This is a genomic window from Streptomyces mabaensis (genome assembly GCF_053763515.1).
The window spans coordinates 12480-35529 of record NZ_JBSOPZ010000042.1; the positions used below are offsets into that span (position 1 = coordinate 12480).

The following is a 23050-nucleotide window of genomic DNA, read 5'->3' on the forward strand; positions in this document are numbered from 1 at the left end:
TCCGTGCGCAGGTCCGTCTCTCTGTCGTCATCGACAGGCCCCGGAGTCCGTGCCCGATGAGGCAGGAGGACCCGGTGGCCATCACCGCCGACGCGGACGCCATGCGCCGCGCGATCGCGCTCGCCGCCCGCGGCCTCGGCTCGACCAGCCCCAACCCGGTCGTCGGCTGCGTGATCCTCGACGCCTCGGGCGACACCGTCGGCACCGGCTACCACCAGCGCGCCGGCGGCCCGCACGCCGAGGTCCACGCCCTGCGCGCCGCGGGTGAGAAGGCGCGCGGCGGCACCGCGTACGTCACCCTCGAACCCTGCAACCACACCGGCCGCACCGGCCCCTGCGCCCAGGCGCTCATCGATGCCGGGATCGCCCGCGTCGTGTACGCCGTCGGTGATCCGAACCCGCAGGCCACCGGCGGCGCCGAGACCCTGCGCGCGGCCGGGGTCCGGGCCGAGGGCGGTCTGCTCGCGGCCGAGGCCGAGGCGGGCAACGCCGCCTGGCTGACCTCCGTACGGCTGGGGCGTCCGTTCGTCCTGTGGAAGTACGCGGCGACGCTCGACGGGCGGATTGCGGCGGCAGACGGATCCAGCCGCTGGATCAGCTCGCCCGAGTCCCGCGCCGACGTCCACCGGCTGCGCGCCGAGGCGGACGCCGTACTGGTCGGCTCGGGCACCCTGCGCGCGGACGACCCCCACCTCGCCGTCCGCGGTGTCGACGGCGCCACCCAGCCGCTGCGGGTCGTCCTGGACACTCACGCGACGATCCTGCCGACCGCCCGGGTGCTCGACGACGCGGCGCCCACGCTCATCGCCGTGGGCGAGGACGCCGACACCCGGCACCTGCCCGGCGCGGACGTCGTGCGGCTCCCGCACGACAAGTGCGACAAGCGCGGCGTCGGCATCCACCCCCTGCTCACCGAGCTGTACGCGCGCGGCGTGCGCTCCGTACTGCTCGAAGGCGGGCCGACCCTGGCAGGCGCCTTCGTCGCCGCCGGCGCCGTGGACCGGGTGGTCGGCTACCTCGCCCCCGTACTCCTCGGCGCGGGCCCCGCGGCCCTCGCCGACGCCGGAATCTCCACCCTGACCGAAGCGTTGCGCCTCGACGTGACGGAAGTTCTTCGCATCGGTCCCGATCTGCGCATCACCGCCGTCCCGTCCTCAGCCCTCAGGGAGAGCTAAGTGTTCACCGGAATCGTCGAAGAACTGGGCGAGGTCACCGCCGTCGAGAACCTCGGCGACGCCTCCCGCTTCCGTCTGCGCGGTCATGTCGTCACCGCGGACGCCAAGCACGGCGACTCGATCGCCGTCAACGGCGTCTGCCTCACCGTCGTCGACACCGGGGACGGCGAGTTCACCGCCGACGTGATGGCCGAGACGCTGATCCGTTCCAGCCTCGGAGCGCTCGAAGCCGGCTCACGCGTCAACCTGGAACGCCCCATGGCCCTCGGCGGACGTCTCGGCGGCCATCTCGTCCAGGGGCATGTGGACGGCACCGGGCACATCATCGAGCGCAAGCCCTCCGAGAACTGGGAGATCGTGAAGGTCTCCCTCCCCGCGGACCTCTCCCGCTACGTGGTGGAGAAGGGCTCGATCACCGTCGACGGCGTCAGCCTGACCGTGGTCGACGCGGGCCCCGACTACTTCACCATCAGCCTCATCCCCACCACCCTCGCCCTGACCACGCTCGGCATCAAGCAGGCCGGCGACCCCGTCAACCTCGAGGTGGACGTACTCGCGAAGTACGTCGAGCGGCTGCTCGGCGCCGGTGTCGACCCGCTGCACGGCAGGGAGACGGCGCAGTGAGCGCCCTGGACTGGCTGGGCTCCGAGGCGTTCACGGCCTTCGGGCAGCACATCATCTGGTCCGACATGATCGGCAACTCGATCGGCCTGGCCGCCCTCGCCCTGGGCTGGCGCCGCTCCATATGGACCTGGCCGGCCCAGGTGCTGTCCGGTGTCATCCTCGTCGCCGCCTACGCCTCCGCCGAACTCGGCGGCGGTGTCGGCAAGCAGCTGCTGGTCATCGGCGTCGCCGTGTGGGGCTGGCGCCAGTGGCAGCGCGGCAAGCGGCAGGCGCAGGACGGCTCGATCGCCGTCCGGTTCGCGACCTGGCGCGAGCGCGGCCTGCTGCTCGCGGGAGCGGTCCTGGGCACCCTGGCCGTCGGCGGGCTCTTCACCCTCTACCCGTTCCTGTCGTGGAGCCCGTGGGCCGACGCGTACATCTTCGTCGGCACGCTCGTCGCGATGATCGCCCAGGCCCGCGGTCTGGTCGAGTTCTGGTTCGCCTGGCTGCTGGTGGACCTGGTCGGCGTCCCGCTCGCCTTCAGCAGCAACCTGGCCTTCTCCGGCCTGGTGTACGTCGTGTACTTCGCCCTCGTCCTGTGGGGCGCGTACGACTGGTGGCAGCGGTCCCGCACCACCTCCACCCCTGCCCTGGAAGGAGCGTCGGCATGACCGCGCCCACCTGGTACAGCGAGGACGGCATCGAGGACTTCGCCCTCGACCCCGTCGAGCAGGCCATCCGCGACATCGCCGCCGGCCGCCCCGTGGTCGTCGTCGACGACGAGAGCCGGGAGAACGAGGGCGACCTCGTCATCGCCGCCGAGAAGGCCACCCCCGAGATCGTCGCGTTCATGATGAGCGAGTGCCGCGGCCTGATCTGCGCCCCCATGGAGGGCCCGGAACTCGACCGGCTCGACCTGCCCCAGATGGTCGAGAACAACACCGAGTCGATGCGCACCGCCTTCACCGTCTCCGTCGACGCGGGCCCCCAGCACGGCGTGACCACCGGCATCTCGGCCGCCGACCGGGCCACCACCCTCCAGCTGCTCGCCGACGGCCGGAGCACCGCCGACGACTTCGTCCGGCCCGGGCACATCTTCCCGCTGCGCGCCAAGCCCGGCGGCGTACTGGTCCGTGACGGGCACACCGAGGCCGCCGTCGACCTCGCCCGCCTCGCGGGCCTGCGACCGGCCGGCGCGATCGTCGAGATCGCGGGCGAGGACGGGGTGATGCTGCGGCTTCCCGAGCTGATCCCGTTCGCCCGCAAGCACGGCCTGACGATCATCTCGATAGAGGACCTGATCGCCTACCGCCGCTCCGCCGAGCCGACCGTCCGGCGCGAGGCCGAGGTCCGGCTGCCCACCGCCTTCGGCGAGTTCACGGCGTACGGCTACCGCTCCACCGTGGACGGCGTCGAGCACGTCGCCCTCGTCCACGGGGACATCGGAGACGGCGAGGACATCGTCGTCCGCATGCACTCCGAATGCCTGACGGGCGACATCTTCCACTCGCTGCGCTGCGACTGCGGCCCCCAGCTGCACGCCTCCATGGAGCGGATCAGGGACGAAGGCCGCGGCGTCGTGGTCTACCTCCGCGGTCACGAGGGCCGCGGCATCGGGCTGATGTCCAAGCTGCGCGCGTACGAACTCCAGGAGCGCGGCCGGGACACCCTGGACGCCAACCTGGAACTCGGCCTGCCCGCCGACGCCCGTGACTACGCGGCGGGCGCCCAGATCCTGGCGGACCTCGGCGTCCACAGCCTGCGGCTGATGACGAACAACCCCGAGAAGACCGCCGCCCTCGTCCGGCACGGCCTGAAGGTCACCGGACGTGAGCCGATGGCCGTCCAGGCCGGCGAGCACAACCTCCGCTACCTGCAGACCAAGCGGGACCGGATGGGGCACGACCTGCCCTGGCTGGACGCGGCCCCCGCGTCCACCTGCGGCAACCAGTAGCAACCAGCAAGTGACAGCGCACAAGAACCGAGGAGAGCTGTGAGCGGCAAGGGCGCACCCGAACTGAGCGTGAAGAACTGCGGCGACCTCCGGGTCGCCGTGATCGCGGCGCAGTGGCACGAGAAGATCATGGACGGTCTCGTCAACGGCGCCCTGCGCGCCCTGCACGAGCTGGGCATCGACGAGCCGACCGTGCTGCGCGTTCCCGGCAGCTTCGAGCTGCCGGTCGTCGCCAAGGTCCTCGCGGGCCGCGGCTACGACGCGATCGTCGCGCTGGGCGTCGTCATCCGCGGCGGCACGCCACACTTCGAGTACGTGTGCCAGGGCGTCACCCAGGGCCTCACCCAGGTCTCGATCGACACCGGCGTACCCGTCGGCTTCGGCGTTCTGACCTGCGACAACGAGGAGCAGGCGCTGGACCGGGCCGGCCTGGAGGGCTCGCACGAGGACAAGGGCCACGAGGCGGTCACCGCCGCGCTCGCGACCGCCGCGATCCTGCGCTCGGTGTCCGAACCCTGGCGCTGAGAGCGAGCACACGGCCGCGTAGGGTAGAAAGCACCATGTCCAACAAGACGTTCGAGGAGCTCTTCACCGAGCTCCAGCTCAAGGCCGCAAACGGCGACCCCAGCACCTCCCGCACCGCCGAACTGGTGGGCAAGGGGGTGCATGCCATCGGCAAGAAGGTCGTCGAAGAGGCCGCCGAGGTGTGGATGGCGGCCGAGTACGAGGGCAAGGAAGCCGCCGCCGAGGAAATCTCGCAGCTGCTGTACCACGTCCAGGTGATGATGGTCGCCCGCGGAATCACGCTGGACGACGTCTACGCCCACCTCTGATCCACCCCTGCCCGAACCGCTGTACGTACGAACAAAGGAAGCCGACCTCATGCTGCGCATCGCCGTTCCCAACAAGGGTTCACTGTCCGGACCTGCGTCGGCGATGCTCCATGAGGCCGGCTACCAGCAGCGCAAGGAGTCCAAGGAACTCGTCCTCGTCGACCCCGAGAACGAGGTCGAGTTCTTCTACCTGCGTCCGCGCGACATCGCGATCTACGTCAGCTCCGGCCGCCTCGACATCGGCATCACCGGCCGCGACCTGCTGCTGGACTCGGGCGCCAACGCCGAGGAGATCCTCCAGCTCGGCTTCGCCCGCTCCACCTTCCGCTACGCCACCAAGCCCGGCACTGCCAAGGGCCCGGAGCAGTTCGGCGGGATGACGATCGCCACCTCGTACGAGGGCATCGTCGCCAAGCACCTTGCCGACCAGGGAATCGACGCCTCCGTCGTGCACCTCGACGGCGCCGTCGAGACCGCCATCGAACTCGGCGTCGCCCAGATCATCGCCGACGTCGTGGAGACCGGTACCAGCCTGCGCAACGCCGGCCTGGAGGTCATCGGCGACCCGATCCTCAAGTCCGAGGCCGTCGTCATCCGGCGCACCGGCTCCCCGACGGACGACCCGAAGGTGCAGCAGTTCCTGCGCCGCCTCCAGGGCGTCCTGGTCGCCCGCAGCTACGTGATGATGGACTACGACTGCCGCGCCGAGCACCTCGAGCAGGCCGTCTCCCTCACCCCGGGCCTGGAGTCGCCGACCGTCTCCCCGCTGCACAACGAGGGCTGGGTCGCCGTGCGCGCCATGGTCCCCGCCAGCGAGGCGCAGCGGATCATGGACGACCTCTACGAGCTGGGCGCCCGCGCAATCCTCACCACGGAAATCCACGCCTGCCGCCTCTGAGGACCGAGACCACCGCACCCATGTCTGCTTCCGCGAACCGGCCCGAACTCCCCGCCCTGCCGGTCACCTTCAGGCCGACCCGGACCCGGGTCGTGCTGCTGACCGCCGGCACGGTCATGTTCGCCACCATCACCGTCATCGCGCTGGCGCTGCGGAACCTGAGCCCGGGGGAGCGGGTCAGCTTCGTCTTCACCGCCGTCCTGCTCTTCGGTGTCCTGCTGCTGCTGAGCCGCCCCAAGGTGGTCGCCGACGACACCGGTGTCACCGTGGTCAACCTCACCAGCAAGCGGCGGCTCGCCTGGGCCGAGATCCTGCGGGTCAACCTCCGCCCGGGCGACCCCTGGGTCTTCCTGGACCTCAGCGACGGCACCAGCCTGCCCGCGCTGGGCATCCAGCCGGGCATCGCCAGGCAGCAGGCCGTCACCGACGCCCGCGCCCTGCGCGCGCTGGCGGAATCGCGCGGCACCGGCACGCACGAAACCCCGTAGCACGAACGACACCCCCCAGGGGTGTCCGCCGCGACATTGCGGCGCCCCCGGCAATGACTACCCTGGTGGCGGAGGCGCCGAGTGCGCCTCCGTCCCGTGCCGCACGCACGTCCGCGGCCCCGGGGCACCTGCTACTTGAGGAGTGACTCCCTCCAGCAATGGACGGATCGTCCGGCAGTACCTGCGCCGCCCCCTCCCCGGAGGCGGCGGCATGATCATCCCGCTGTTGCTGCTCGCCGCAGCTTTCGTCCTGATCCTCGCCAACGGCTTCTTCGTGGCGGCGGAGTTCGGACTCGTGACCGTCGACAAGCCCGACGCCGAGCGTGCCGCGGCCGACGGGGACCGCCGCGCCCGGACCGTCGTGAAGGCCCTGCGCGAACTCTCCTTCCAGCTCTCCGGCACCCAGCTCGGTATCACCCTCACCTCCCTCGTCGTCGGCATGCTCGCCCAGCCCGCGCTGGCCCAACTGCTGGCCGGGCCGTTCACCGCCGCGGGGATCCCCGAGGGGGCCGTACCCGGCCTGTCGGTCGTCGTCGGCATGCTCCTCGCGTCCGCCGTGCAGATGGTGGTCGGCGAGCTCGTACCGAAGAACTGGGCGGTCTCCCGGCCGCTCCAGGTCGCCCGCTTCGTCGCCGGTCCGCAGCACGCCTTCTCGCGGGTCTTCCGTCCGGTGATCTCGTCGCTCAACGCCGTGGCCAACCGGCTGGTCCGGGCCCTGGGCGTCGAGCCGGCCGAGGAGCTGGCGTCCGCCCGCACCCCCGGGGAGCTGGTCTCCCTGGTCCGCCACTCGGCACTGGCCGGCACCCTGGAACAGGACACGGCCGACCTGTTCGTCCGGACCCTCTCGCTCGGCGGGCTCACCGCCCAGCACGTCATGACCCCCCGCGTGAAGGTGAGCGCCCTGCAGTCCGGCGCGACCGCCGAGGACGTCCTCAACCTCACCCGGGCCACCGGCCTCTCGCGCTTCCCCGTCTACCGGGAGCGCATCGACGAGGTGGTCGGCATGGTGCACCTCAAGGACGCCCTCGCGGTACCCGCCGCCGAGCGGCTGCGCACCCCGGTGAGCCGGATCTCCGTACCGCCGCTGCTGGTGCCCGGGACCCTGCCCGTACAGCCCCTTCTGGAGCGGCTGCGCAGCGAGCAGCCGATGGCCGTCGTCGTCGACGAGTACGGCGGCACGGCCGGGGTCGTGACCCTGGAGGACATCGTCGAGGAGCTGGTCGGCGAGGTCCGGGACGAGCACGACGGCGACGAGGCCGTACGGCCCGAGCTGGCCGTGCTCCCCGCCGAGGACGGCAGGCCCGCCTGGGAGGCCGACGGCAGCTGCCGCGTGCACACCCTGCGGCGGATAGGTGTGGAGGTCCCCGACGGTCCGTACGAGACCGTGGCCGGTCTGGTCGCCGACCTGCTGGGCCGTATCCCGGCCCCCGGTGACCGCGCCGAACTCCCCGGCTGGCGGCTCTCGGTACGCCAGGTGGGCCGCTACCGCGCCGAGCGGGTACGGCTGGTCCGCGCCGCCGACGTGCCGGCCGAGCTGACGGAGGCCGTGCGATGAACGTGCTCCTGCTGCTCTTCGCCCTGCTGCTCGTGCTCGCCAACGGCTTCTTCGTCGGCGCCGAGTTCGCCCTCGTCTCCGTACGCCGCAGCCAGATCGAGCCGCTGGCCCGGCCCGGGCACGGCCGGCCGGGCTCGGCGCGCGCCCGCCAGGTGCTGCACGGCCTGGAGAACCTGCCGCAGATGATGGCCGCCGCCCAGTTCGGCATCACCGTCTGCTCGCTGACCCTGGGCGCCGTCGCCGAACCGACCGTGGCCCGGCTGCTGGAGCCCGCCTTCCACGCGGCCCGGGTGCCCGAAAGCCTCATCCACCCGCTGGGCTACGCCATCGCGCTCGCCGCCGTCGTCTTCCTCCATCTCGTCATCGGCGAGATGGTCCCGAAGAACCTCGCCATGGCGGCCCCGGAGAAGACCGCGCTGTGGCTCAGCCCCGGACTCGTCGGCTTCGCCCGGCTGTGCCGGCCGGTCACCACCGCCCTCGGCGCGTGCGCCCATGTCGTGCTGCGGCTGTTCGGCGTCGAGCCCAAGGACGAGGTGGAGGCCGTCTACACCAGCGCTCAGCTGGGCCGCCTCATCCAGGACTCCCGGCTGGCCGGGCTGCTGGCACCGGTGGAGCAGGAGCGCCTGGTGGACGCCCTGGAGCTGGGCAGCCGCCCGGTCACCGACGTCCTGCTGGACCGCGCCTCGCTGGTGTCCGTGGACCCCTGTATCACGCCCCGCCGGGTCGAGGAGCTGACGGTACGCACCGGGTTCTCCCGCTTCCCGGTGCGCGCGACGGACAGCGGCCCGTTCATGGGCTACCTGCACGTCAAGGACGTACTCGACCTGGAGGACGACGACCGGGCCGTGCCCCAGCACGTCTGGCGCCCGATGACCACGCTGCGCGCGGATCTCCCGCTGGACGACGCGCTGAGCGTGATGCGCCGCGCCGGGACCCATCTGGCGCAGGTCGCGGACGCCTCGGGCCGGGTGCTGGGTCTGGTCGCGCTGGAGGACGTGCTGCAGAAGCTGGTGGGCGAGGTGCGGGACCCCGCCCACCGGGTGGCTCCGGTGACCTTCACCCGGCTGGCGGACCCGCGCAGGGAATCACCCGAACAGGCGTTGGCGGGCTGAGCTCCCGAAAGGTCCCGAGAGTTCCCGAAAGGCTCGCCTCTCGGGTGCCGGCCTCTTCAGGGAGCCGACGGGTCCTGCGGGCCGCGGTCCGTGGGACCGCGGCCCGACAGCACCTCGCCGTACGCCTGCATCAGGTCGGGCAGCCGCAGCGTGGCCAGGTCCTCCCGCGTCGGCGTCCCGGGATAGCCGGAGAGCCGCAGATCGCGGTACGCGCAGCTCTTCTCGTACAGCGTGCGTAGGAAGCGGCCGTTGCCCAGCTCGTCGATCCAGTCCTGGTCGACCACGTGGCCGCTGATGCTGCGCAGCTCGTCGAGCGCCTCCTCGTCCCACAGGTCGCCGTTCTCGGCGGCCAGCACCTCCCCGATGGCGGTCAGTTCGAGCGGCCGGTACGAGGGGAAGTCCACCCGGGTGGTGAACCGCGAGGAGAGCCCCGGATTGGCGGCCAGCAGCCGGTCCATGCCCTCCGGGTAGCCGGCCAGGATGACCACGAGGTGGTCGCGGTTGTCCTCCGCGCGCTTGAGCAGCACCTGGAGCGCCTCGTCGCCGTACGCGTCGCCCTTGCTGTAGCCGGAGTTGGAGAGGCTGTAGGCCTCGTCGACGAACAGCACCCCGCCGATCGCCGAGTCGATCAGCTCATTGGCCTTGACCGCGGTCTGGCCGAGGAACTCGCCGACCAGGTCGGCCCGTTGGGCCTCCACCAGATGGTCGCCGCCGAGCAGCCCCAGGGCGTAGAAGACCCGGCCGAGAATCCGGGCGACGGTGGTCTTCCCGGTGCCGGAGGGGCCGGAGAAGACGAAGTGGCGCTTCGGCGGCTGCACCGGCAGGCCCTGGCCGGCCCGCAGCCGGGCCATGTGCAGCTGCGCCGAGAGCGCCTTGACCTGCCGCTTGACCGGCTCCAGGCCGACCATCCGCTCCAGCTCCGCGAGCGCCTGGGCCAGCAGCTCGGGATCCGAGGGGCCGGACGGCAGCTGCGCGGACCGGGCCGGCATGACCGCCTTCCGCCGGGCGGTCTCGGGCGGCACGGCGCCGCCGGGCGAAGCTTCGGGACCGGTCCCGAAGCGCAGGCCGTCCAGGGCCTCGGAGGCGGGCAGCGGGTCGGCGTCGCCCGGCCCGTCGGCGGCGTCCTGGCCGACCAGCGCCGGGGACACCGCCGCGTAGCCCGCCGGTTCGTCGAACCCGTCGTAGCCCTCGTAGCCCTCGTATCCGTCGTTGTCCGTGATCGCCGCGAGGCGGGCGGAGGTGTCCATGAACGCCGGGTCGATCCGGTGCACGGCCCGGTACAGCGGGAGCGCGGCGGCGCTGCGCCCGGTGCCCTCATGGGCCCGCGCGAGCCAGTAGCGCAGCTCCTTGCGCTGCGGCTGTTCGCTGCGGCAGCGCATCAGCGCGGCGGAGAGCAGCGGCTCGGCCTGCCCGTACATCTCCAGCCGGACCCGCGCCATGCCGCCGAACAGCCCGGCCTCGATGCCCAGCAGCGGATCGTCGACCAGCGGCTCGGTGTGCCGGACCAGCTGTTCCCAGTCCTTGACCAGATAGGCGCGGCAGGCGTGCAGAAAGCGGACCTGCGGGTGGGCGTCGACCGGCGGCAGCCCCGCCAACGCCCGGTCCAGCTCGGGTACGTGGCGGCCGTCGAGCCAGTGCGAGGCGTGGGCCAGCAGCAGGTCACGCGGCTTCTCCAGCACCGGCTGCACCCACCAGCCCAGCCAGTACCAGGAGTTGAGCGTGCGCCGGTGACGGGCGCGTTGCTCGCCGAACCGCTCGCGGTGGCGGTACATCCGCAGCAGGGCGGTGGTGGTGTCGACGCGCAGCGCGTGCAGCCCCAGCCAGGCGTCCGCCATCCCGGGGTCCAGCCGCACGGCCTCCCGGAACTCCTCCTCGGCCTGCGGGTACGCCCCCATCGTGTAGGCGTCGACGCCGCGCAGCCACGCGAGATCGGCCGGGGCGTGCGTGCCCTGCGTGCCGAAATCCATCAGTCCCCCACAAGCCGTGCCCCCGTGGTGTGCCGCCGGGCGAGCGCCCGTCGGCAGGATTGCTGAACCGCCGCGTCGTGGACGGGAGTTGTGCCGAGGGGCATCGTACCTGCGAGGACCCGCCCGGCCGTAGAGCGCACCCCGGCGGCCGGCCTGCCGGAGCGGCCCCCGGCACGGTGACCCAGGGTGAGGAAACGGCGGCGCGCAGCGCCCGCCAAGCGGGGAGGAGGGCAGAACGAAGCCCCCGGTCACGGGGGAACAACCGGGGGCTTCGCGTCTGCGACGGTCCAGAAGACCGCACATTGAGAACGTAAGACCTGTACGGCCCCCAGGTCAAGCAGAGTTGGTGGGTCCCAGGGGCGGGTTTCGGCCCTCTCGGGAAGCCTGAGCCAGGCAGTCACCCTCGGTGAGGGTGAGGGCCTGATCCCGCTGCCGCACGGGCCCCGGAAGACCACTCGTACCCCTCGTCACACTGTCGTACCAGGGTGTCGGCGAAAGGACGGGACGGGTCCTGGTGAAAGTGCCGCCGCTCCGCCGCCTCCCAACCGTCCCAGAAGCCCGAGAGCGCACTCCCGTCGCGGTCGCGGCCGCGCCTCCACGCCTGGTTTTCCGCCAATTCCATCCACAGCAGCCGCGCGAGATACGGACGCAGCGCGCGCCGCCCGGCCCCCACCCCGTCCAGGACGATCACGGGAGCGGGTTCCAGGGTGCGGGCGGGGCCGAAGCGGCGCAGCGTCCAGTCGTACGGCGCGTACCGCGCGGCCTCCCCGCGCGACAGCGGACCGATCACCTGGCTCAGTAGCCGCCGGGTCCAGCCGAACAGCTCCTCGTGCGTGGCCATGTCGTCGAGGTGCAGCACCGGTGCGCCGCCGAGGGCCTCGGCGAGCCGGTCGGCGAAGGTCGACTTGCCGGAGCCGGCGTGCCCGTCTACCGCGATCAGCCGGACGGGTCCGCAGCAGGGGTCGAGGGCGCGGAGTTCCGCGGCGAGCGTGTCGAGAGAAGCCACCCCCTCAGCCTAAGCGGGGGTGCGCAACCGCAGGTCACGCCAGTGGTCCAGTCCCCTGTCGGTGGGCGTGGCGCGGGCCGGAAGCTGGCAGAACTCCGCCGCGACCGGCCATAGTTGGCGGCACTGTCGTGCACCTGCTGCCCCGACCGGACACGGCTCGGGTATGACCGAGGGGGCCCCGCCCATGACCAGTCCCACGCCGCGCAGAACCGTGCTGGCCGCCGCACTGGCGGCCGCGGCGGCCGCGACCGCGGGATCCGCGGCCTCGCCCGCCGTCGCCGCCGGACCGGCCGAGGCGACGCGACGTGGCCCGGGTGCCTCACCGGTGGACAACCGATGCTGGACCTCCTACACCGACTGGCGCTCCGGCACACGCGCCGGAACCAGGGCCGTGGCCGGGCACCGCCCCGGACTGGCGATCGACACCCCGGCCGGCCGTACCGACTACACCGATCCGCACACCGGCCGGCGCGCCACCTGGGAGTACGCGAGCTGGACCTCCCCGGTCCACCGCTCGAAGGTCCCGGCCACCGAGATCATCGCCTTCTGGAACGCGCACACCCCGGCCGGTACCTGGCTGCTGGTGGAGCTGCGCGGCACGTATGCGGACGCCACCGCGACACCCTGGTACGTGATGGGGCGCTGGGCGGCGGGGGACGCGGACATCCGGCGCACCTCCGTCGACGGTCAGACGGACGGGCGGAGCACGGTCTGGACGGACACCCTCTCCGTCGACACCGCGTCGGCCCAGGAGGGGGCCGGTGGCCTGCGTCTGGTGTCGTACCAACTGCGTCTGACGCTCTACCGCAAGCCCGGCAGCACACTCACACCGGTCGTCTGGCGGCTGGGCGCGATGGCCTCGGACATCCCCGACCGGTTCACGGTGCCCGCGTCGACGCCGGGCGTGGCCCGCGAGCTGACGGTCCCGCGCTACTCGCAGAACACCCACATCGGCCAGTACCCGGAGTACGACAACGGCGGCGAGGCCTGGTGCAGCCCTACCTCCTCGCAGATGGTCATCGAGTACTGGGGGCGGAAGCCCACCGCCAAGGACCTGGCCTGGGTGAATCCGGCGTTCGCGGACCCCCAGGTCTGCCACGCGGCCCGGTACACCTTCGACCACCAGTACGACGGCTGCGGCAACTGGCCCTTCAACGCCGCGTACGCCGCCACGTACCAGGACATGAGCGCCGTCGTCACCCGGCTCGGCTCGCTCACCGACCTGGAGACCCTGATCGGCGCGGGCATCCCGGTCATCACGTCGCAGTCCTTCCGCGAGGAGGAGCTGACCGGGGCCGGCTACGGCACGGCCGGCCACCTGATGACCGTGATCGGCTTCACGGCGGACGGCGACGTGATCGCCAACGACCCGGCGTCGCCCAGCAACGCGGCGGTGCGCCGGGTCTACCGGCGGCGCGAGTGGGAGAACATCTGGCTCAGGACCAAGCGGTACAACGCGAGCGGAAAGGTGGTCTCGGGCACCGGCGGCGTCTGTTACGTGTACTTTCCGGCCCACCCCACCGCCCGGCAGCGGCTCGCCCTCAGGTCGCTGGGCCTGCTCTGAACACTTGGTCCGGGACAGGCCCGGTCCCGGGCTCAGTCGGTCAGCTCGTCGGCCAGCATGTCCATCAGGAGCCCGTCGTGCCAGCTGCCGTCCGGTCCGCGTTCGTAGCCGCGCATGATGCCGACCGGGCGGAAGCCGACCTTGGTGTAGCAGCGGATGGCGGCGGCGTTGTCCGCAGCCGGATCGATCACCAGGCGGTGGAAGCGGTGGTCGGTGATCAGGTGCCGGGCCAGGGTGCGCACGGCGTCGGTGCCCAGGCCCCGGCCGTGCACCGTGGGGTCCAGGAAGAGGTCGATGTTCGCGTGCCGGTAGTCCGGATCGGTCTCGGCGCCCCACTGGATGCCACCGACCGTACGGCCGTCCACCTCGATGACCAGCATGCTGATGTCGGGTTCGCCGAGGTCGCCGGCGATCTCGGCCTCGAGGTCCGCGTCGCCGCGCCAGCGGGCGTACACCTCGGGCTTCGCCCGGATAGCGGCCAGCGCGGGAACGTCGGAGGCGGCGGCGGGCCGCAGCGTCACCTCGGCGCCGTACAGAATCGTCTCCATGGACAGAACCTACTAGGGGGTGTCCCCCCTGGCCGCCGGGCCGGGTGACGAACATCTCTCCCGCGAGGCCGCAGTTCGCTGGCACATTGGACGGTCGGGGGGACGTCCATCGCCAGACGACCGAGCGAGTTTCCATGACTGCGACCACAGCCACGGCCACCACCACCGCCACCCGCGCCCGCACGGGCGGCCCCGATGAGGACTCCAAGCTGCTGGAGCACATCCTCGGCTGGACCCTCGTCGTCGTCCTCGCCATGTTCGTCACCCAGGCCGGACTGATGTAGCCCGGTCCGGCTTCCGGCTGGCTGAACCGCTTCGGGCGGGTCACCCTGGACTAGGTCCTGTCCGGGCGACAGGACCTAGCCGGGCCACCAGGCCGCATTCCGGTGGAGCACACCCACGGCCGATCTCGGCGGTGGATCTTGGAACCCGTGACGGAACGCCCCCGATCGGGCATACTCAAGCCGCCACAGCCGCTGGTCAGCCGCTTCCGTGATCCGGGAGAGCCGCAACGGCTGGAGAGCAGTACATCCGGCGGCGCGGCCATACCCTGCGCGCGCGACCGCCGCAGCGCCCGATCAGGGAGGAGAGCGCCGCCATGCCCGACCGCGCCCCGCAGCCGGTGGAACGACAGCTGCCCACCGAGGAGTCCCGGGACCTGCTCGCGCTTGTGCGCGAGATCGTCCAGGGCGAGATCCAGCCCCGGGCGGCCGAGGAGGAGGACGCCGGGCACTTCCCGCGCGAGGTCTTCACGCTCCTCTCCGACTCCGGTCTGCTCGGCCTGCCGTACGACTCCGAGTTCGGCGGTGGGGACCAGCCGTACGAGGTCTACCTCCAGGTCCTGGAAGAACTCGCGGCGGCCCGCCTCACCGTCGGACTGGGCGTGAGCGTCCACTCCCTGGCCTGCCACGCCCTCGCCGGGTACGGAACCAAGGAACAGCAGACCGAACATCTGCCCGCGATGCTCGGCGGCGGCCTGCTCGGTGCGTACTGCCTCTCCGAGCCGGCCTCCGGCTCGGACGCCGCGTCCCTGCGCACCAAGGCCGTGCGCGACGGCGACGACTGGATCATCACCGGCACCAAGGCCTGGATCACCCACGGCGGAGTCGCGGACTTCTACACCGTCCTCGCGCGTACGGGAGGCGAGGGCGCCCGGGGCATCACGGCGTTCCTGGTGCCCGGCGACGCCGAGAAGCTGAGCGCCGCCGCGCCGGAGAAGAAGATGGGCATGAAGGGCTCGCCCACCGCCCAGCTGCACTTCGACGGGGTGCGCGTGCCGGACAGCCGCCGGATCGGCGAGGAGGGGCAGGGCTTCGCCATCGCCCTGTCCGCGCTGGACTCGGGCCGGCTCGGCATCGCGGCCTGCGCGATCGGGGTCGCCCAGGCGGCGCTGGACGAGGCCCTGTCGTACGCCACCGGGCGGCAGCAGTTCGGCCGGCCCATCGCGGACTTCCAGGGGCTCCGGTTCATGCTCGCCGACATGGCCACGCGGATAGAGGCGGGCCGGGCGCTCTATCTCGCGGCGGCGCGGCTGCGCGACGCCGGACGGCCCTTCTCGCGGCAGGCCGCCATGGCCAAGCTGTTCTGCACGGACACGGCGATGAGCGTGACCACGGACGCGGTCCAGGTGCTCGGCGGCTACGGCTACACCATGGACTTCCCGGTGGAGCGGCTGATGCGCGAGGCGAAGGTGCTGCAGATCGTCGAGGGCACGAACCAGATCCAGCGCATGGTCATCGCCCGTCACCTCGCGGGTCCCGAGTCGCGCTGAACTGCGGGCCGGGCCGGCTCGTCCGGCCCGGCCAGATCGGCGCCGCAGTGAGCCGGGACCACTCCGGGTCCCGGCGGCCCGGCAGCGTACGGCCGTCATTCGCCCAACGGGTGAGCAGCGCCCGGTAGATGGGCGGATCAGCGGGGTGATGAACCGATTCTTCGGTGCTCGGCGTCACCAGGCGACGACGTCGGCCGGTCGCGGTGTACAGCGTGGTCATACCCGGCCAACGCCAGGTGGGACTCCGGGGTCACCCCCTGCGGTATTCGGGCGTGAGTTCACCATGTGACCGGGCCGGTCGCGGGAGCCGGCACGAGTATGGCCCCGCGCAGGCACGAGTATGGCCCCGCACGCGGTTTCTGACGTACCGTCAATTCTCCTGTCCCGCCCCCGCGCCCAGGAGGTTTGCCGTGGCCGAGGACCGCCCCGTCGCGCTCGACGAATACCCCGTCCACCAGGCCCCGTTGTCGATGAAGCACGTCGTCACCGGCGACCGCAACGCGTACGACCGGTGCATCTTCCACGTCCTCGACCACACCGGGCGGGCCCTGCTCATCGCCGGGCTCGGCGTCTATCCCAACACCGGGGTGATCGACGCGTACGCCACCCTCCGGCTCGGCGACGCGCTCCTCGCCGTCCGCGCCTCGGACGCCCTCACCGACGACCGCATGAACCTCTGCGTCGGCCCGCTCCGGATCACCGTCGAGGAACCGCTGCGCCGGATCCGCCTGCACTGCGCACCCGACCCCGACGACCCGGATTCCCTCTCCTACGACATCGAGTGGACGGCGGAGTTCCCCGCCGTCTGGGAACCCCACCACGTCCAGCGCCGCGGCGACCGCCTGATGCTCGAAGGCCGCCGCTTCGTCCAGGCCGGCGGCTGTACGGGCACACTTCGCGCCGGCGGCGAGGAGTTCCGCCTCACGCCGGGCGAGTGGACCGGGACGCGCGACCGCAGCTGGGGCGTACGGCCCCTGCCCGGCGAGGAGGGCGGCCGGGCCGCCGAGGAGTACCGGCCCGAGGGCTTCCACTGGATCTGGACGCCGGTCCGCTTCGAGGACCGCTTCCTGATGGTCATCGCCCAGGAGGACGCCGACGGCCACCGCACCCTCAACGAGGCGCTGCTCGTCCACCCCGACGGCAGCGGCCGCCGCGACGTCCAACTCGGCTGGCCCCAGGCCGACATCAGCTACCGCCGCGGCACCCGCCACCCGGAACGCGCCGTCGTCCACCTCAGCGACCCGGCCCGCAAACCCCACGAACTCGGGGTCGAGATCCTGGCCTCGTCCCCACTCGCCGTCGGCGCCGGCTACCCGCCCGCCACTGACTGGCAGCACGGCACCTGGCAGGGCCGGGGCTGGACCGACCGCCGCACGTACGACCTCTCCGACCCGGCCGCGCACCCGATGGCCGCCTTCGGAGTCACCGACCACGCCGCCCGCTTCACCCTCGACGGCCAGGTGGGCCACGGCATCTTCGAGCACGGCACCTTCGGCCGCCACGACCCGAGCGGATTCACCGGCTACGACTCGGTGGCCCCCTGAACGCCTGACGCCCCCACGGTGGCCCTGCGTACCCCCGGCGAGTGAGCCGAAGGGCGCGCGGCTGTCGAAAGGGAGGAGAGCGCAGGGAGCGAAGCGACCGAGCACGACAACCGTCGACAGACGAACAAAGCGCCCGGAGGCGAACCGAGCCCCAAGAAGAGGGAGCAGCCCTGTGACCACCGCCCCCCGACCCCGTACCACCACCCGCGATCCGGAGGATCTCGGCCGACGGCTGACCGCCTGGCTCGGCGGACGCCTGCCCGGCGCCCACGTCACCGGCATTCGCGTCCCCGAGTCCAACGGCATGTCCAGCGAGACCCTGCTCTTCGACATCGACCACCCGGACACCCCGCTGCGCGCCTGCGCCCTGCGGCTGGCCGCCGACCCGGACGCGTACACGATCTTCCCCGCGTACGACATGCCCCGCCAGCACCGCGTGATGAGCCTGGTCGCCGAGCACACCGACGTACCCGTGCCGCGCGTGCGTTGGCTGGAGGAGGACCCGGAGCCCCTCGGCGCGCCGTTCTTCGTGATGGAGCGGGCCGAGGGGCGGGTCCCGCCGGACGTCATGCCCTATACGTACGAGGGCAATTGGCTGCACGCCGCGACCGATGCCCAGCGCGCCCGGCTGGAGGAGGCGAGCATCTCGGTCCTTGCCCGGCTGCACGACCAGTTCCCCGCCGAGGAGGCCGAGTTCCTGCTGCCGCCGGGCGCCGGCAGCCCGCTGCGCCTGCACGTCGACTCGCAACGCGCCTACTACCACTGGGTGGTTGACGGGCTGCCGGACTCACCGCTGATCGAGAGCGCCTTCGACCGGCTGGAGGAGCTCTGGCCCGCCGACGAGGGGCCCGCCGTTCTCAACTGGGGCGACGCCCGCATCGGGAACATCATCTACGCCGGGTTCGAGCCGGCCGCCGTGCTCGACTGGGAGATGGCGGCGCTCGCCCCGCGCGAGGTGGACCTCGGGTGGACCGTCTACCTGCACCGGTTCTTCCAGGACCTGACGGTGGGCTTCGGCCAGCACGGCCTGCCGGACTTCCTGCGCCGTGACGCCGTCGAGCGCCGCTACGCCGGGCTCACCGGCCACACCCCGCGCGACATGGAGTTCCACACGCTCTACGCGGCGCTGCGGCACGCGATCGTGATGCTCCGAGTCGCCTACCGCCAGGTCCACTTCGGCGAGGTCCAGGTCCCCGCGAACCCGGACGGCTTGATCCTGCACCACGGCAGCCTGGCGGCCATGGTGCAGGGAAGCTACTGGTGACCGACCGGACCGACCGGACCGACCGGACCGACGGGTCCGGTCAGGCGGCGTGCCGCTGTGCCTGCCGCGGCACCTGGACGGGACGCGAGCCCGGACCGCCGACGTGCGAGAAGGGCTGCGTCCGCCAGTCGAGTCCCTGCGGGAGCGTCAACAGCAGGGCGGTGTCCTGCTCCTGGACCTCCAGGGTCCGGTCGGCCGGCTGCGCGTCCGACGCCGAGCGCCCGGTGCCCGTGCACGCGGTGAGCCCGAACGGGTTCCACGGGGTGGGGCACAGCGCGTGCTCGGGGAGCACGTCCTCGTCCGCCAGCAGGGCGATCGGCTGTGCGCAGTCCGGGCAGATCACCCGGTACATCTCGAAGGTGTCGTACGCGTCGAGCTCGGTGTCGTCCTCGACGGAGTCGGCGAAATCGGCGGGCTCCGGTTCGGTACGTCCGGTGCGCTTCAGGTTCTGCATGGAGATTCCCCCCTCGGGTGGGCCGATAAGGCACTTGCGGCCTCGACCACAGCAAGCACTTCCCGTCGCGCGCGCCGGGTAACCGTGCAGGCCCCCTCGGCGGTGCCGCAAATCTGTGGCGTTCGTCACATGCCCGCCGCAGGTGCCATCTCGCCGTCACCTCCGACTGTGCCGGGAGTGCTCCGGGGCAATAGGTTGATCCGCTATGAGCACTATGGAGGAGCTGGATCGCCAGATCGTGGATCTGCTCGTCAGGGACGGGCGCATGAGCTACACCGATCTGGGCAAGGCCACCGGCCTGTCCACCTCGGCGGTTCATCAGCGCGTACGCCGACTGGAGCAGCGCGGAGTCATCCGCGGGTACGCCGCCGTGGTCGACCCCGAGGCGGTCGGCCTGCCGCTGACGGCCTTCATCTCGGTCAAACCGTTCGACCCCAGCGCTCCTGACGACATCGCGGAACGGCTGGCCGGAGTCCCCGAGATCGAGGCCTGCCACAGCGTGGCCGGGGACGAGAACTACATCCTCAAGGTGCGCGTGGCCAGCCCGCTCGAACTGGAGGACCTGCTGAGCCGGCTGCGCGCGCTGGCCGGCGTGTCCACCCGTACGACGGTGGTCCTCTCCACTCCGTACGAGGCCCGGCCACCCCGCGTCTGACCCGGGGATCCCGCGGGACGGGGGCGGGAACCGCGCGACCCCGCGCACGGAGCACCCCCGCGCAGGCGGGAGACTGGTGACCATGAGCGAGAGCACCGCCCCCCAGCCCGCCCCACCCCACCGCACCGTGCTGCTGCGCGGCGGGGACGTGCACAGTCCCGCCGACCCCTTCGCCACGGCCATGGTCGTCGAGCGCGGCCATGTCGCCTGGGTGGGCTCGGAGGGCGCCGCGGACGCCTTCGCGGACGGCGTGGACGAGGTGGTCGACCTCGAAGGCGCGCTGGTCACCCCCGCGTTCACGGACGCGCATGTGCACACCACCGCGACCGGCCTGGCCCTGACCGGCCTCGACCTCTCGGGCGCCCGCTCGCTGTCCGGGGCACTGGATCTCGTACGGGCCCACGCGGCCGCCCGGCCCGCCGACCGGGTCCTCCTCGGCCACGGCTGGGACGCGTCCCGCTGGCCCGAGGGACGGCCCCCGCTCCGCGGCGAACTCGACGCGGCCACCGGCGGGCGCCCGCTCTACCTGACCCGGATCGACGTCCATTCGGCGGTCGCCACCACCGCGCTGCTCGACCTGGTCCCCGGCATCACCACGCTCACCGGCTACCGTCCGGACGCCCCGCTCACCGGAGACGCCCACCACGCCGTCCGCGCCGCCGCGTACGCCGCCGTCACCCCGCGCCAGCGCACCGACGCGCAGCGGGCCGCGCTCGCCCGGGCGGCCTCGCTCGGTATCGGCTCGGTCCACGAGTGCGGCGGCCCGGACATCTCCGACGAGGACGACTTCACCGGGCTGCTGAAGCTGGCGTCGGAGGAGGCCGGACCGCGGGTCTTCGGCTACTGGGCGGACCATGTGACGGACGCCAAGGACGCCGACCGCATCCGCGAGCTCGGCGCGGTCGGCGCGGCGGGCGATCTGTTCGTCGACGGCTCCCTCGGCTCGCACACCGCCTGCCTGCACGAGCCGTACGCCGACGCCCCGCACACCGGCACCGCGCACTTCGACTCGGCCGATGTGGCCGCCCATGTGACCGCCTGCACCGAGGCAGGCATCCAGGCGGGCTTCCACGCCATCGGGGACGCCGCGATCACCTCGGTGGTCGAGGGAGTCCGGGCGGCGGCCGACAAGGTCGGTCCGGCCCGCGTACGGGCCGCCCGGCACCGCGTCGAGCACGCCGAGATGCTCACCCCGGAGACCATCGCGGGCTTCGCGGAACTCGGCCTGACCGCGTCCGTCCAGCCGGCCTTCGACGCGGCCTGGGGCGGCGCGGACGGGATGTACGCCCAGCGCCTCGGGGCCGAGCGGGCCGGCACCCTCAACCCGTACGCGGCGATGCTGCGCGTCGGCGTCCCGCTCGCCTTCGGCTCGGACAGCCCGGTCACCCCGCTCGACCCGTGGGGCACCGTCCGGGCGGCGGCCTTCCACCGCACCCCGGACCACCGCATCTCCGCACGGGCGGCCTTCACCGCCCACACCCGGGGCGGCTGGCGGGCGCTCGGCCGGGACGACGCGGGCGTCCTCGTCCCGGGCGCCCCCGCCGACTACGCGGTCTGGCGTACCGAGGAACTCGTCGTCCAGGCCCCTGACGACCGGGTCGCCCGCTGGTCGACCGACCCGCGCTCCGGCACCCCGGGGCTGCCGGATCTCACGCCGGGCGGTGAACTGCCCGTCTGCCTGCGGACGGTGGTGTTCGGACATACGGTCTTCGTACGGCCGGACGAGTGACGTAGCGGAGTGCCGTTCCGCCGATCGATGTGCGCGCGAGCGCCGGTTCGCCGCCTCAACCCTCGCTACTGACCTGGTGGTTCGACGAAACGCCGCAGGTCGAACGACTGTTGACAGAAGGCGCCCACCGGCCGGTAGGTTCGGCCGGGTCCACCACAGGACGTCCGGCCGGGAAACCTCCACGCAGTCGTCGAACGCCGCTGGGTCATGGGGTGGTGTGCCGCACCGGCGCACCGCCACTGGGAGCCAGGTTCAGCGCCCGCGCCTCGGGGGCGAGGGAAGGTTTCACCGGGCCGGCAGGTGCGACCCGGGTGGGGCCCGGACGTCCAGTAGACAACGGCTCTCGGTAGACCCGCAGCCAGCGGGTCCCAGGTCGGCCCGAAGGGCGCCGGGCCCCGATCCGCAGTTCCCCCGTCCTCTCCCGTCCTCTCCCGTCCGGCCACGGGTGTCGGCGTCGGGGCAGGCCCGCACGGCTGTGCTCGCTATGGTGGTGTTCTGACGGACTTAAGGGGAAGCAGTGAGCGACGGCGGGGAGCGGCGGTACGGCCCGCTCGGCACGGCCTTGGTGATCATTCCGACCTACAACGAGGCGGAGAACATCAAGCCGATCGTCACCCGGGTACGGGCCGCCGTGCCCGAGGCACACATCCTCGTGGCCGACGACAACAGCCCGGACGGCACCGGCAAGATCGCCGACGAGCTGGCCGCCGAGGACGACCACGTCCAGGTCCTGCACCGCAAGGGCAAGGAAGGGCTCGGAGCCGCCTACCTGGCCGGGTTCCGCTGGGGCATCGAGCACGGCTACGGCGTGCTCGTCGAGATGGACGCCGACGGCTCGCACCAGCCCGAGGAACTGCCCCGGCTGCTGACCGCCCTCAAGGGCGCCGACCTGGTCCTCGGCTCGCGCTGGGTCCCGGGCGGACGGGTGGTCAACTGGCCCAGGTCCCGCGAGTTCCTCTCCCGTGGCGGCAGCACGTACTCCAGGCTGCTCCTGGACGTCCCGATCCGGGACGTGACGGGCGGCTACCGGGCCTTCCGCGCGGAGACCCTGGAGGGCCTCGGGCTGGAGGAGGTCGCCTCCCAGGGGTACTGCTTCCAGGTCGACCTGGCCCGTCGCGCGATCGAGGCCGGCTACCACGTCGTCGAGGTACCCATCACCTTCGTCGAGCGCGAACACGGCGACAGCAAGATGAGCCGGGACATCGTCGTCGAGGCCCTGTGGCGCGTCACCGCCTGGGGCGTCGGGACGCGCGCCAACCGCATCCTCGGCCGCAAGGACCGCAAGCCTTCCTGATCACCCTTTATGCCGGCCTGCCCGGCCACCCGGCACACTGGGGGCATGACGACCGGCGCACCCCCTCCCACGGCTCGCAAGCGCTCGCGAGCCCGCTCCTTCATCCCTCTCGCCCTCGCCGCCTGGCTGGTCCTGGAGATCTGGCTGCTGACGGTCGTCGCGGACGCCGCGGGCGGCCTGACGGTGTTCGCCCTGCTGGTGGGCGGGGCGGTGCTCGGCTCGGTGGTCGTCAAGCGGGCCGGCCGGCGTGCCTTCACCACCCTGACCGAGACCCTCCAGCAGGCCCAGTCGGGCGCCGTGCCCGCCGGCCAGGACCGGCAGTCCGGCGGCAACGGCTTCATGATGCTCGGCGGACTGCTGCTGATGCTGCCGGGACTGATCTCGGACGTGGCCGGGCTGCTGCTGCTCCTGCCGCCGGTCCGCTCGCGGCTCGGCGCGTACGCGGAGCGGTCGCTGGACCGCCGGATGCGGGCCGCCACCTCCGGCAGCTTCGGCGACGCCTTCCAGCAGGCGCGCATTCACCGACCGGACGGAAAGGTCGTACAGGGTGAGGTGATCCGGCAGGACGGTCCCGCGCCGCGTCGCGAGGACGGCCCCCGGCCGCCGCTCACGCCCTGACGGACGCCCGCGGCTCCT

General features: G+C 72.4%; 23 protein-coding genes. 19 read left to right on the top strand and 4 right to left on the bottom strand.

Annotated elements, in window-relative coordinates; translation table 11 throughout:
- The first annotated feature begins 56 nt into the window (after positions 1 to 56).
- The 10 genes from ribD (at position 57) to ACWV17_RS29215 (ending at position 8618) form a co-directional block, all read left to right on the top strand.
- On the top strand, positions 57 to 1175 hold the full coding sequence (ribD, locus tag ACWV17_RS29170; protein ID WP_455362015.1) for a bifunctional diaminohydroxyphosphoribosylaminopyrimidine deaminase/5-amino-6-(5-phosphoribosylamino)uracil reductase RibD: 1119 nt from the start codon (positions 57 to 59) through the stop codon (positions 1173 to 1175).
- Positions 1176 to 1799, top strand: coding sequence for a riboflavin synthase (locus tag ACWV17_RS29175; protein ID WP_455362016.1), 624 nt, complete (start codon positions 1176 to 1178; stop codon positions 1797 to 1799).
- Positions 1796 to 2449, top strand: coding sequence for a nicotinamide mononucleotide transporter family protein (locus tag ACWV17_RS29180; RefSeq protein ID WP_455355006.1), 654 nt, complete (start codon positions 1796 to 1798; stop codon positions 2447 to 2449). Before ACWV17_RS29175 ends, ACWV17_RS29180 begins: the two co-directional genes overlap by 4 nt.
- Positions 2446 to 3732, top strand: coding sequence for a bifunctional 3,4-dihydroxy-2-butanone-4-phosphate synthase/GTP cyclohydrolase II (locus ACWV17_RS29185; protein ID WP_455362017.1), 1287 nt, complete (start codon positions 2446 to 2448; stop codon positions 3730 to 3732). Before ACWV17_RS29180 ends, ACWV17_RS29185 begins: the two co-directional genes overlap by 4 nt.
- Before the next feature lie 39 nt (positions 3733 to 3771).
- Positions 3772 to 4257, top strand: a complete 486-nt coding sequence (gene ribH / locus ACWV17_RS29190) for a 6,7-dimethyl-8-ribityllumazine synthase (protein ID WP_455362018.1) — start codon at positions 3772 to 3774, stop codon at positions 4255 to 4257.
- A 35-nt stretch (positions 4258 to 4292) separates the two neighbouring features.
- Positions 4293 to 4565, top strand: a complete 273-nt coding sequence (locus tag ACWV17_RS29195; protein ID WP_366075101.1) for a phosphoribosyl-ATP diphosphatase — start codon at positions 4293 to 4295, stop codon at positions 4563 to 4565.
- A gap of 49 nt (positions 4566 to 4614) precedes the next feature.
- Positions 4615 to 5463, top strand: coding sequence for an ATP phosphoribosyltransferase (hisG, locus tag ACWV17_RS29200; protein ID WP_455362019.1), 849 nt, complete (start codon positions 4615 to 4617; stop codon positions 5461 to 5463).
- A 20-nt stretch (positions 5464 to 5483) separates the two neighbouring features.
- The gene (locus ACWV17_RS29205) at positions 5484 to 5951 is read left to right on the top strand and encodes a PH domain-containing protein (protein WP_455362020.1); all 468 of its coding nucleotides are present in this window, start codon (positions 5484 to 5486) and stop codon (positions 5949 to 5951) included.
- Positions 5952 to 6162: 211 nt separating this feature from the next.
- Positions 6163 to 7506 (top strand): hemolysin family protein, encoded by a 1344-nt coding sequence (locus ACWV17_RS29210; protein ID WP_455362043.1) that lies wholly within the window; start codon positions 6163 to 6165, stop codon positions 7504 to 7506.
- Positions 7503 to 8618, top strand: a complete 1116-nt coding sequence (locus tag ACWV17_RS29215; RefSeq protein ID WP_455362021.1) for a hemolysin family protein — start codon at positions 7503 to 7505, stop codon at positions 8616 to 8618. Before ACWV17_RS29210 ends, ACWV17_RS29215 begins: the two co-directional genes overlap by 4 nt.
- Positions 8619 to 8674: 56 nt before the next feature.
- On the opposite strand, the gene ACWV17_RS29220 is transcribed toward ACWV17_RS29215, so the two are convergent.
- Together ACWV17_RS29220 and ACWV17_RS29225 are read right to left on the bottom strand one after the other, a co-directional pair.
- Positions 8675 to 10585, bottom strand: a complete 1911-nt coding sequence (locus tag ACWV17_RS29220) for an AAA family ATPase (RefSeq protein ID WP_455362022.1) — start codon at positions 10583 to 10585, stop codon at positions 8675 to 8677.
- Between the two features lie 397 nt (positions 10586 to 10982).
- Positions 10983 to 11591 (bottom strand): uridine kinase family protein, encoded by a 609-nt coding sequence (locus ACWV17_RS29225; RefSeq protein ID WP_455362023.1) that lies wholly within the window; start codon positions 11589 to 11591, stop codon positions 10983 to 10985.
- Between the two features lie 184 nt (positions 11592 to 11775).
- Here ACWV17_RS29225 and ACWV17_RS29230 point away from each other — a divergent pair, with 184 nt between their 5' ends.
- Positions 11776 to 13155: a peptidase C39 family protein gene (locus ACWV17_RS29230; RefSeq protein ID WP_455362024.1), complete on the top strand. Its 1380-nt coding sequence runs from the start codon at positions 11776 to 11778 to the stop codon at positions 13153 to 13155.
- A gap of 32 nt (positions 13156 to 13187) precedes the next feature.
- On the opposite strand, the gene ACWV17_RS29235 is transcribed toward ACWV17_RS29230, so the two are convergent.
- Positions 13188 to 13703: a GNAT family N-acetyltransferase gene (locus ACWV17_RS29235; protein ID WP_455355015.1), complete on the bottom strand. Its 516-nt coding sequence runs from the start codon at positions 13701 to 13703 to the stop codon at positions 13188 to 13190.
- Between the two features lie 134 nt (positions 13704 to 13837).
- On the opposite strand from ACWV17_RS29235, the gene ACWV17_RS29240 reads away from it, so the two are divergent.
- From ACWV17_RS29240 to ACWV17_RS29255, 4 genes are all read left to right on the top strand, one after another.
- The gene (locus ACWV17_RS29240; protein ID WP_455355016.1) at positions 13838 to 13987 is read left to right on the top strand and encodes an SCO1431 family membrane protein; all 150 of its coding nucleotides are present in this window, start codon (positions 13838 to 13840) and stop codon (positions 13985 to 13987) included.
- 314 nt (positions 13988 to 14301) lie between these two features.
- On the top strand, positions 14302 to 15474 hold the full coding sequence (locus ACWV17_RS29245) for an acyl-CoA dehydrogenase family protein (RefSeq protein ID WP_455355017.1): 1173 nt from the start codon (positions 14302 to 14304) through the stop codon (positions 15472 to 15474).
- Positions 15475 to 15884: 410 nt separating this feature from the next.
- A complete protein-coding gene (locus tag ACWV17_RS29250) occupies positions 15885 to 17018 on the top strand; it encodes a hypothetical protein (protein ID WP_455362025.1) in 1134 nt (377 codons plus the stop codon).
- Positions 17019 to 17190: 172 nt separating this feature from the next.
- On the top strand, positions 17191 to 18282 hold the full coding sequence (locus ACWV17_RS29255; protein ID WP_455362026.1) for a phosphotransferase family protein: 1092 nt from the start codon (positions 17191 to 17193) through the stop codon (positions 18280 to 18282).
- A gap of 40 nt (positions 18283 to 18322) precedes the next feature.
- On the opposite strand, the gene ACWV17_RS29260 is transcribed toward ACWV17_RS29255, so the two are convergent.
- Entirely contained in the window at positions 18323 to 18736 is a 414-nt protein-coding gene (locus ACWV17_RS29260; protein WP_455355020.1) for a hypothetical protein, read from the bottom strand.
- A gap of 214 nt (positions 18737 to 18950) precedes the next feature.
- Between ACWV17_RS29260 and ACWV17_RS29265 the strand changes: the two genes are divergently transcribed.
- The 4 genes from ACWV17_RS29265 (at position 18951) to fxsA (ending at position 23032) form a co-directional block, all read left to right on the top strand.
- Positions 18951 to 19391 carry an Lrp/AsnC family transcriptional regulator gene (locus ACWV17_RS29265; RefSeq protein ID WP_366075131.1) on the top strand — a complete coding sequence of 147 codons (441 nt, stop codon included), beginning with the start codon at positions 18951 to 18953 and terminating at the stop codon, positions 19389 to 19391.
- Between the two features lie 82 nt (positions 19392 to 19473).
- A complete protein-coding gene (locus ACWV17_RS29270) occupies positions 19474 to 21120 on the top strand; it encodes an amidohydrolase (RefSeq protein ID WP_455362027.1) in 1647 nt (548 codons plus the stop codon).
- 517 nt (positions 21121 to 21637) lie between these two features.
- Positions 21638 to 22414 carry a polyprenol monophosphomannose synthase gene (locus ACWV17_RS29275; protein WP_455362028.1) on the top strand — a complete coding sequence of 259 codons (777 nt, stop codon included), beginning with the start codon at positions 21638 to 21640 and terminating at the stop codon, positions 22412 to 22414.
- A 45-nt stretch (positions 22415 to 22459) separates the two neighbouring features.
- Positions 22460 to 23032, top strand: coding sequence for an FxsA family membrane protein (gene fxsA / locus ACWV17_RS29280; RefSeq protein ID WP_455355023.1), 573 nt, complete (start codon positions 22460 to 22462; stop codon positions 23030 to 23032).
- The last annotated feature ends 18 nt before the right edge of the window (positions 23033 to 23050 follow it).

Excerpts from the sequence above, each read along its gene's own strand:
- ribD (WP_455362015.1), top strand. The coding sequence starts at position 57 with ATGAGGCAGGAGGACCCGGTGGCCATCACCGCCGACGCGGACGCCATG.
- ACWV17_RS29185 (WP_455362017.1), top strand. The coding sequence starts at position 2,446 with ATGACCGCGCCCACCTGGTACAGCGAGGACGGCATCGAGGACTTCGCC.
- ACWV17_RS29195 (WP_366075101.1), top strand. The coding sequence starts at position 4,293 with ATGTCCAACAAGACGTTCGAGGAGCTCTTCACCGAGCTCCAGCTCAAG.
- hisG (WP_455362019.1), top strand. The coding sequence starts at position 4,615 with ATGCTGCGCATCGCCGTTCCCAACAAGGGTTCACTGTCCGGACCTGCG.
- ACWV17_RS29205 (WP_455362020.1), top strand. The coding sequence starts at position 5,484 with ATGTCTGCTTCCGCGAACCGGCCCGAACTCCCCGCCCTGCCGGTCACC.
- ACWV17_RS29210 (WP_455362043.1), top strand. The coding sequence starts at position 6,163 with ATGATCATCCCGCTGTTGCTGCTCGCCGCAGCTTTCGTCCTGATCCTC.
- ACWV17_RS29215 (WP_455362021.1), top strand. The coding sequence starts at position 7,503 with ATGAACGTGCTCCTGCTGCTCTTCGCCCTGCTGCTCGTGCTCGCCAAC.
- ACWV17_RS29220 (WP_455362022.1), bottom strand. The coding sequence starts at position 10,585 with ATGGATTTCGGCACGCAGGGCACGCACGCCCCGGCCGATCTCGCGTGG.
- ACWV17_RS29230 (WP_455362024.1), top strand. The coding sequence starts at position 11,776 with ATGACCAGTCCCACGCCGCGCAGAACCGTGCTGGCCGCCGCACTGGCG.
- ACWV17_RS29235 (WP_455355015.1), bottom strand. The coding sequence starts at position 13,703 with ATGGAGACGATTCTGTACGGCGCCGAGGTGACGCTGCGGCCCGCCGCC.
- ACWV17_RS29240 (WP_455355016.1), top strand. The coding sequence starts at position 13,838 with ATGACTGCGACCACAGCCACGGCCACCACCACCGCCACCCGCGCCCGC.
- ACWV17_RS29245 (WP_455355017.1), top strand. The coding sequence starts at position 14,302 with ATGCCCGACCGCGCCCCGCAGCCGGTGGAACGACAGCTGCCCACCGAG.
- ACWV17_RS29260 (WP_455355020.1), bottom strand. The coding sequence starts at position 18,736 with ATGCAGAACCTGAAGCGCACCGGACGTACCGAACCGGAGCCCGCCGAT.
- ACWV17_RS29265 (WP_366075131.1), top strand. The coding sequence starts at position 18,951 with ATGGAGGAGCTGGATCGCCAGATCGTGGATCTGCTCGTCAGGGACGGG.
- ACWV17_RS29270 (WP_455362027.1), top strand. The coding sequence starts at position 19,474 with ATGAGCGAGAGCACCGCCCCCCAGCCCGCCCCACCCCACCGCACCGTG.
- fxsA (WP_455355023.1), top strand. The coding sequence starts at position 22,460 with ATGACGACCGGCGCACCCCCTCCCACGGCTCGCAAGCGCTCGCGAGCC.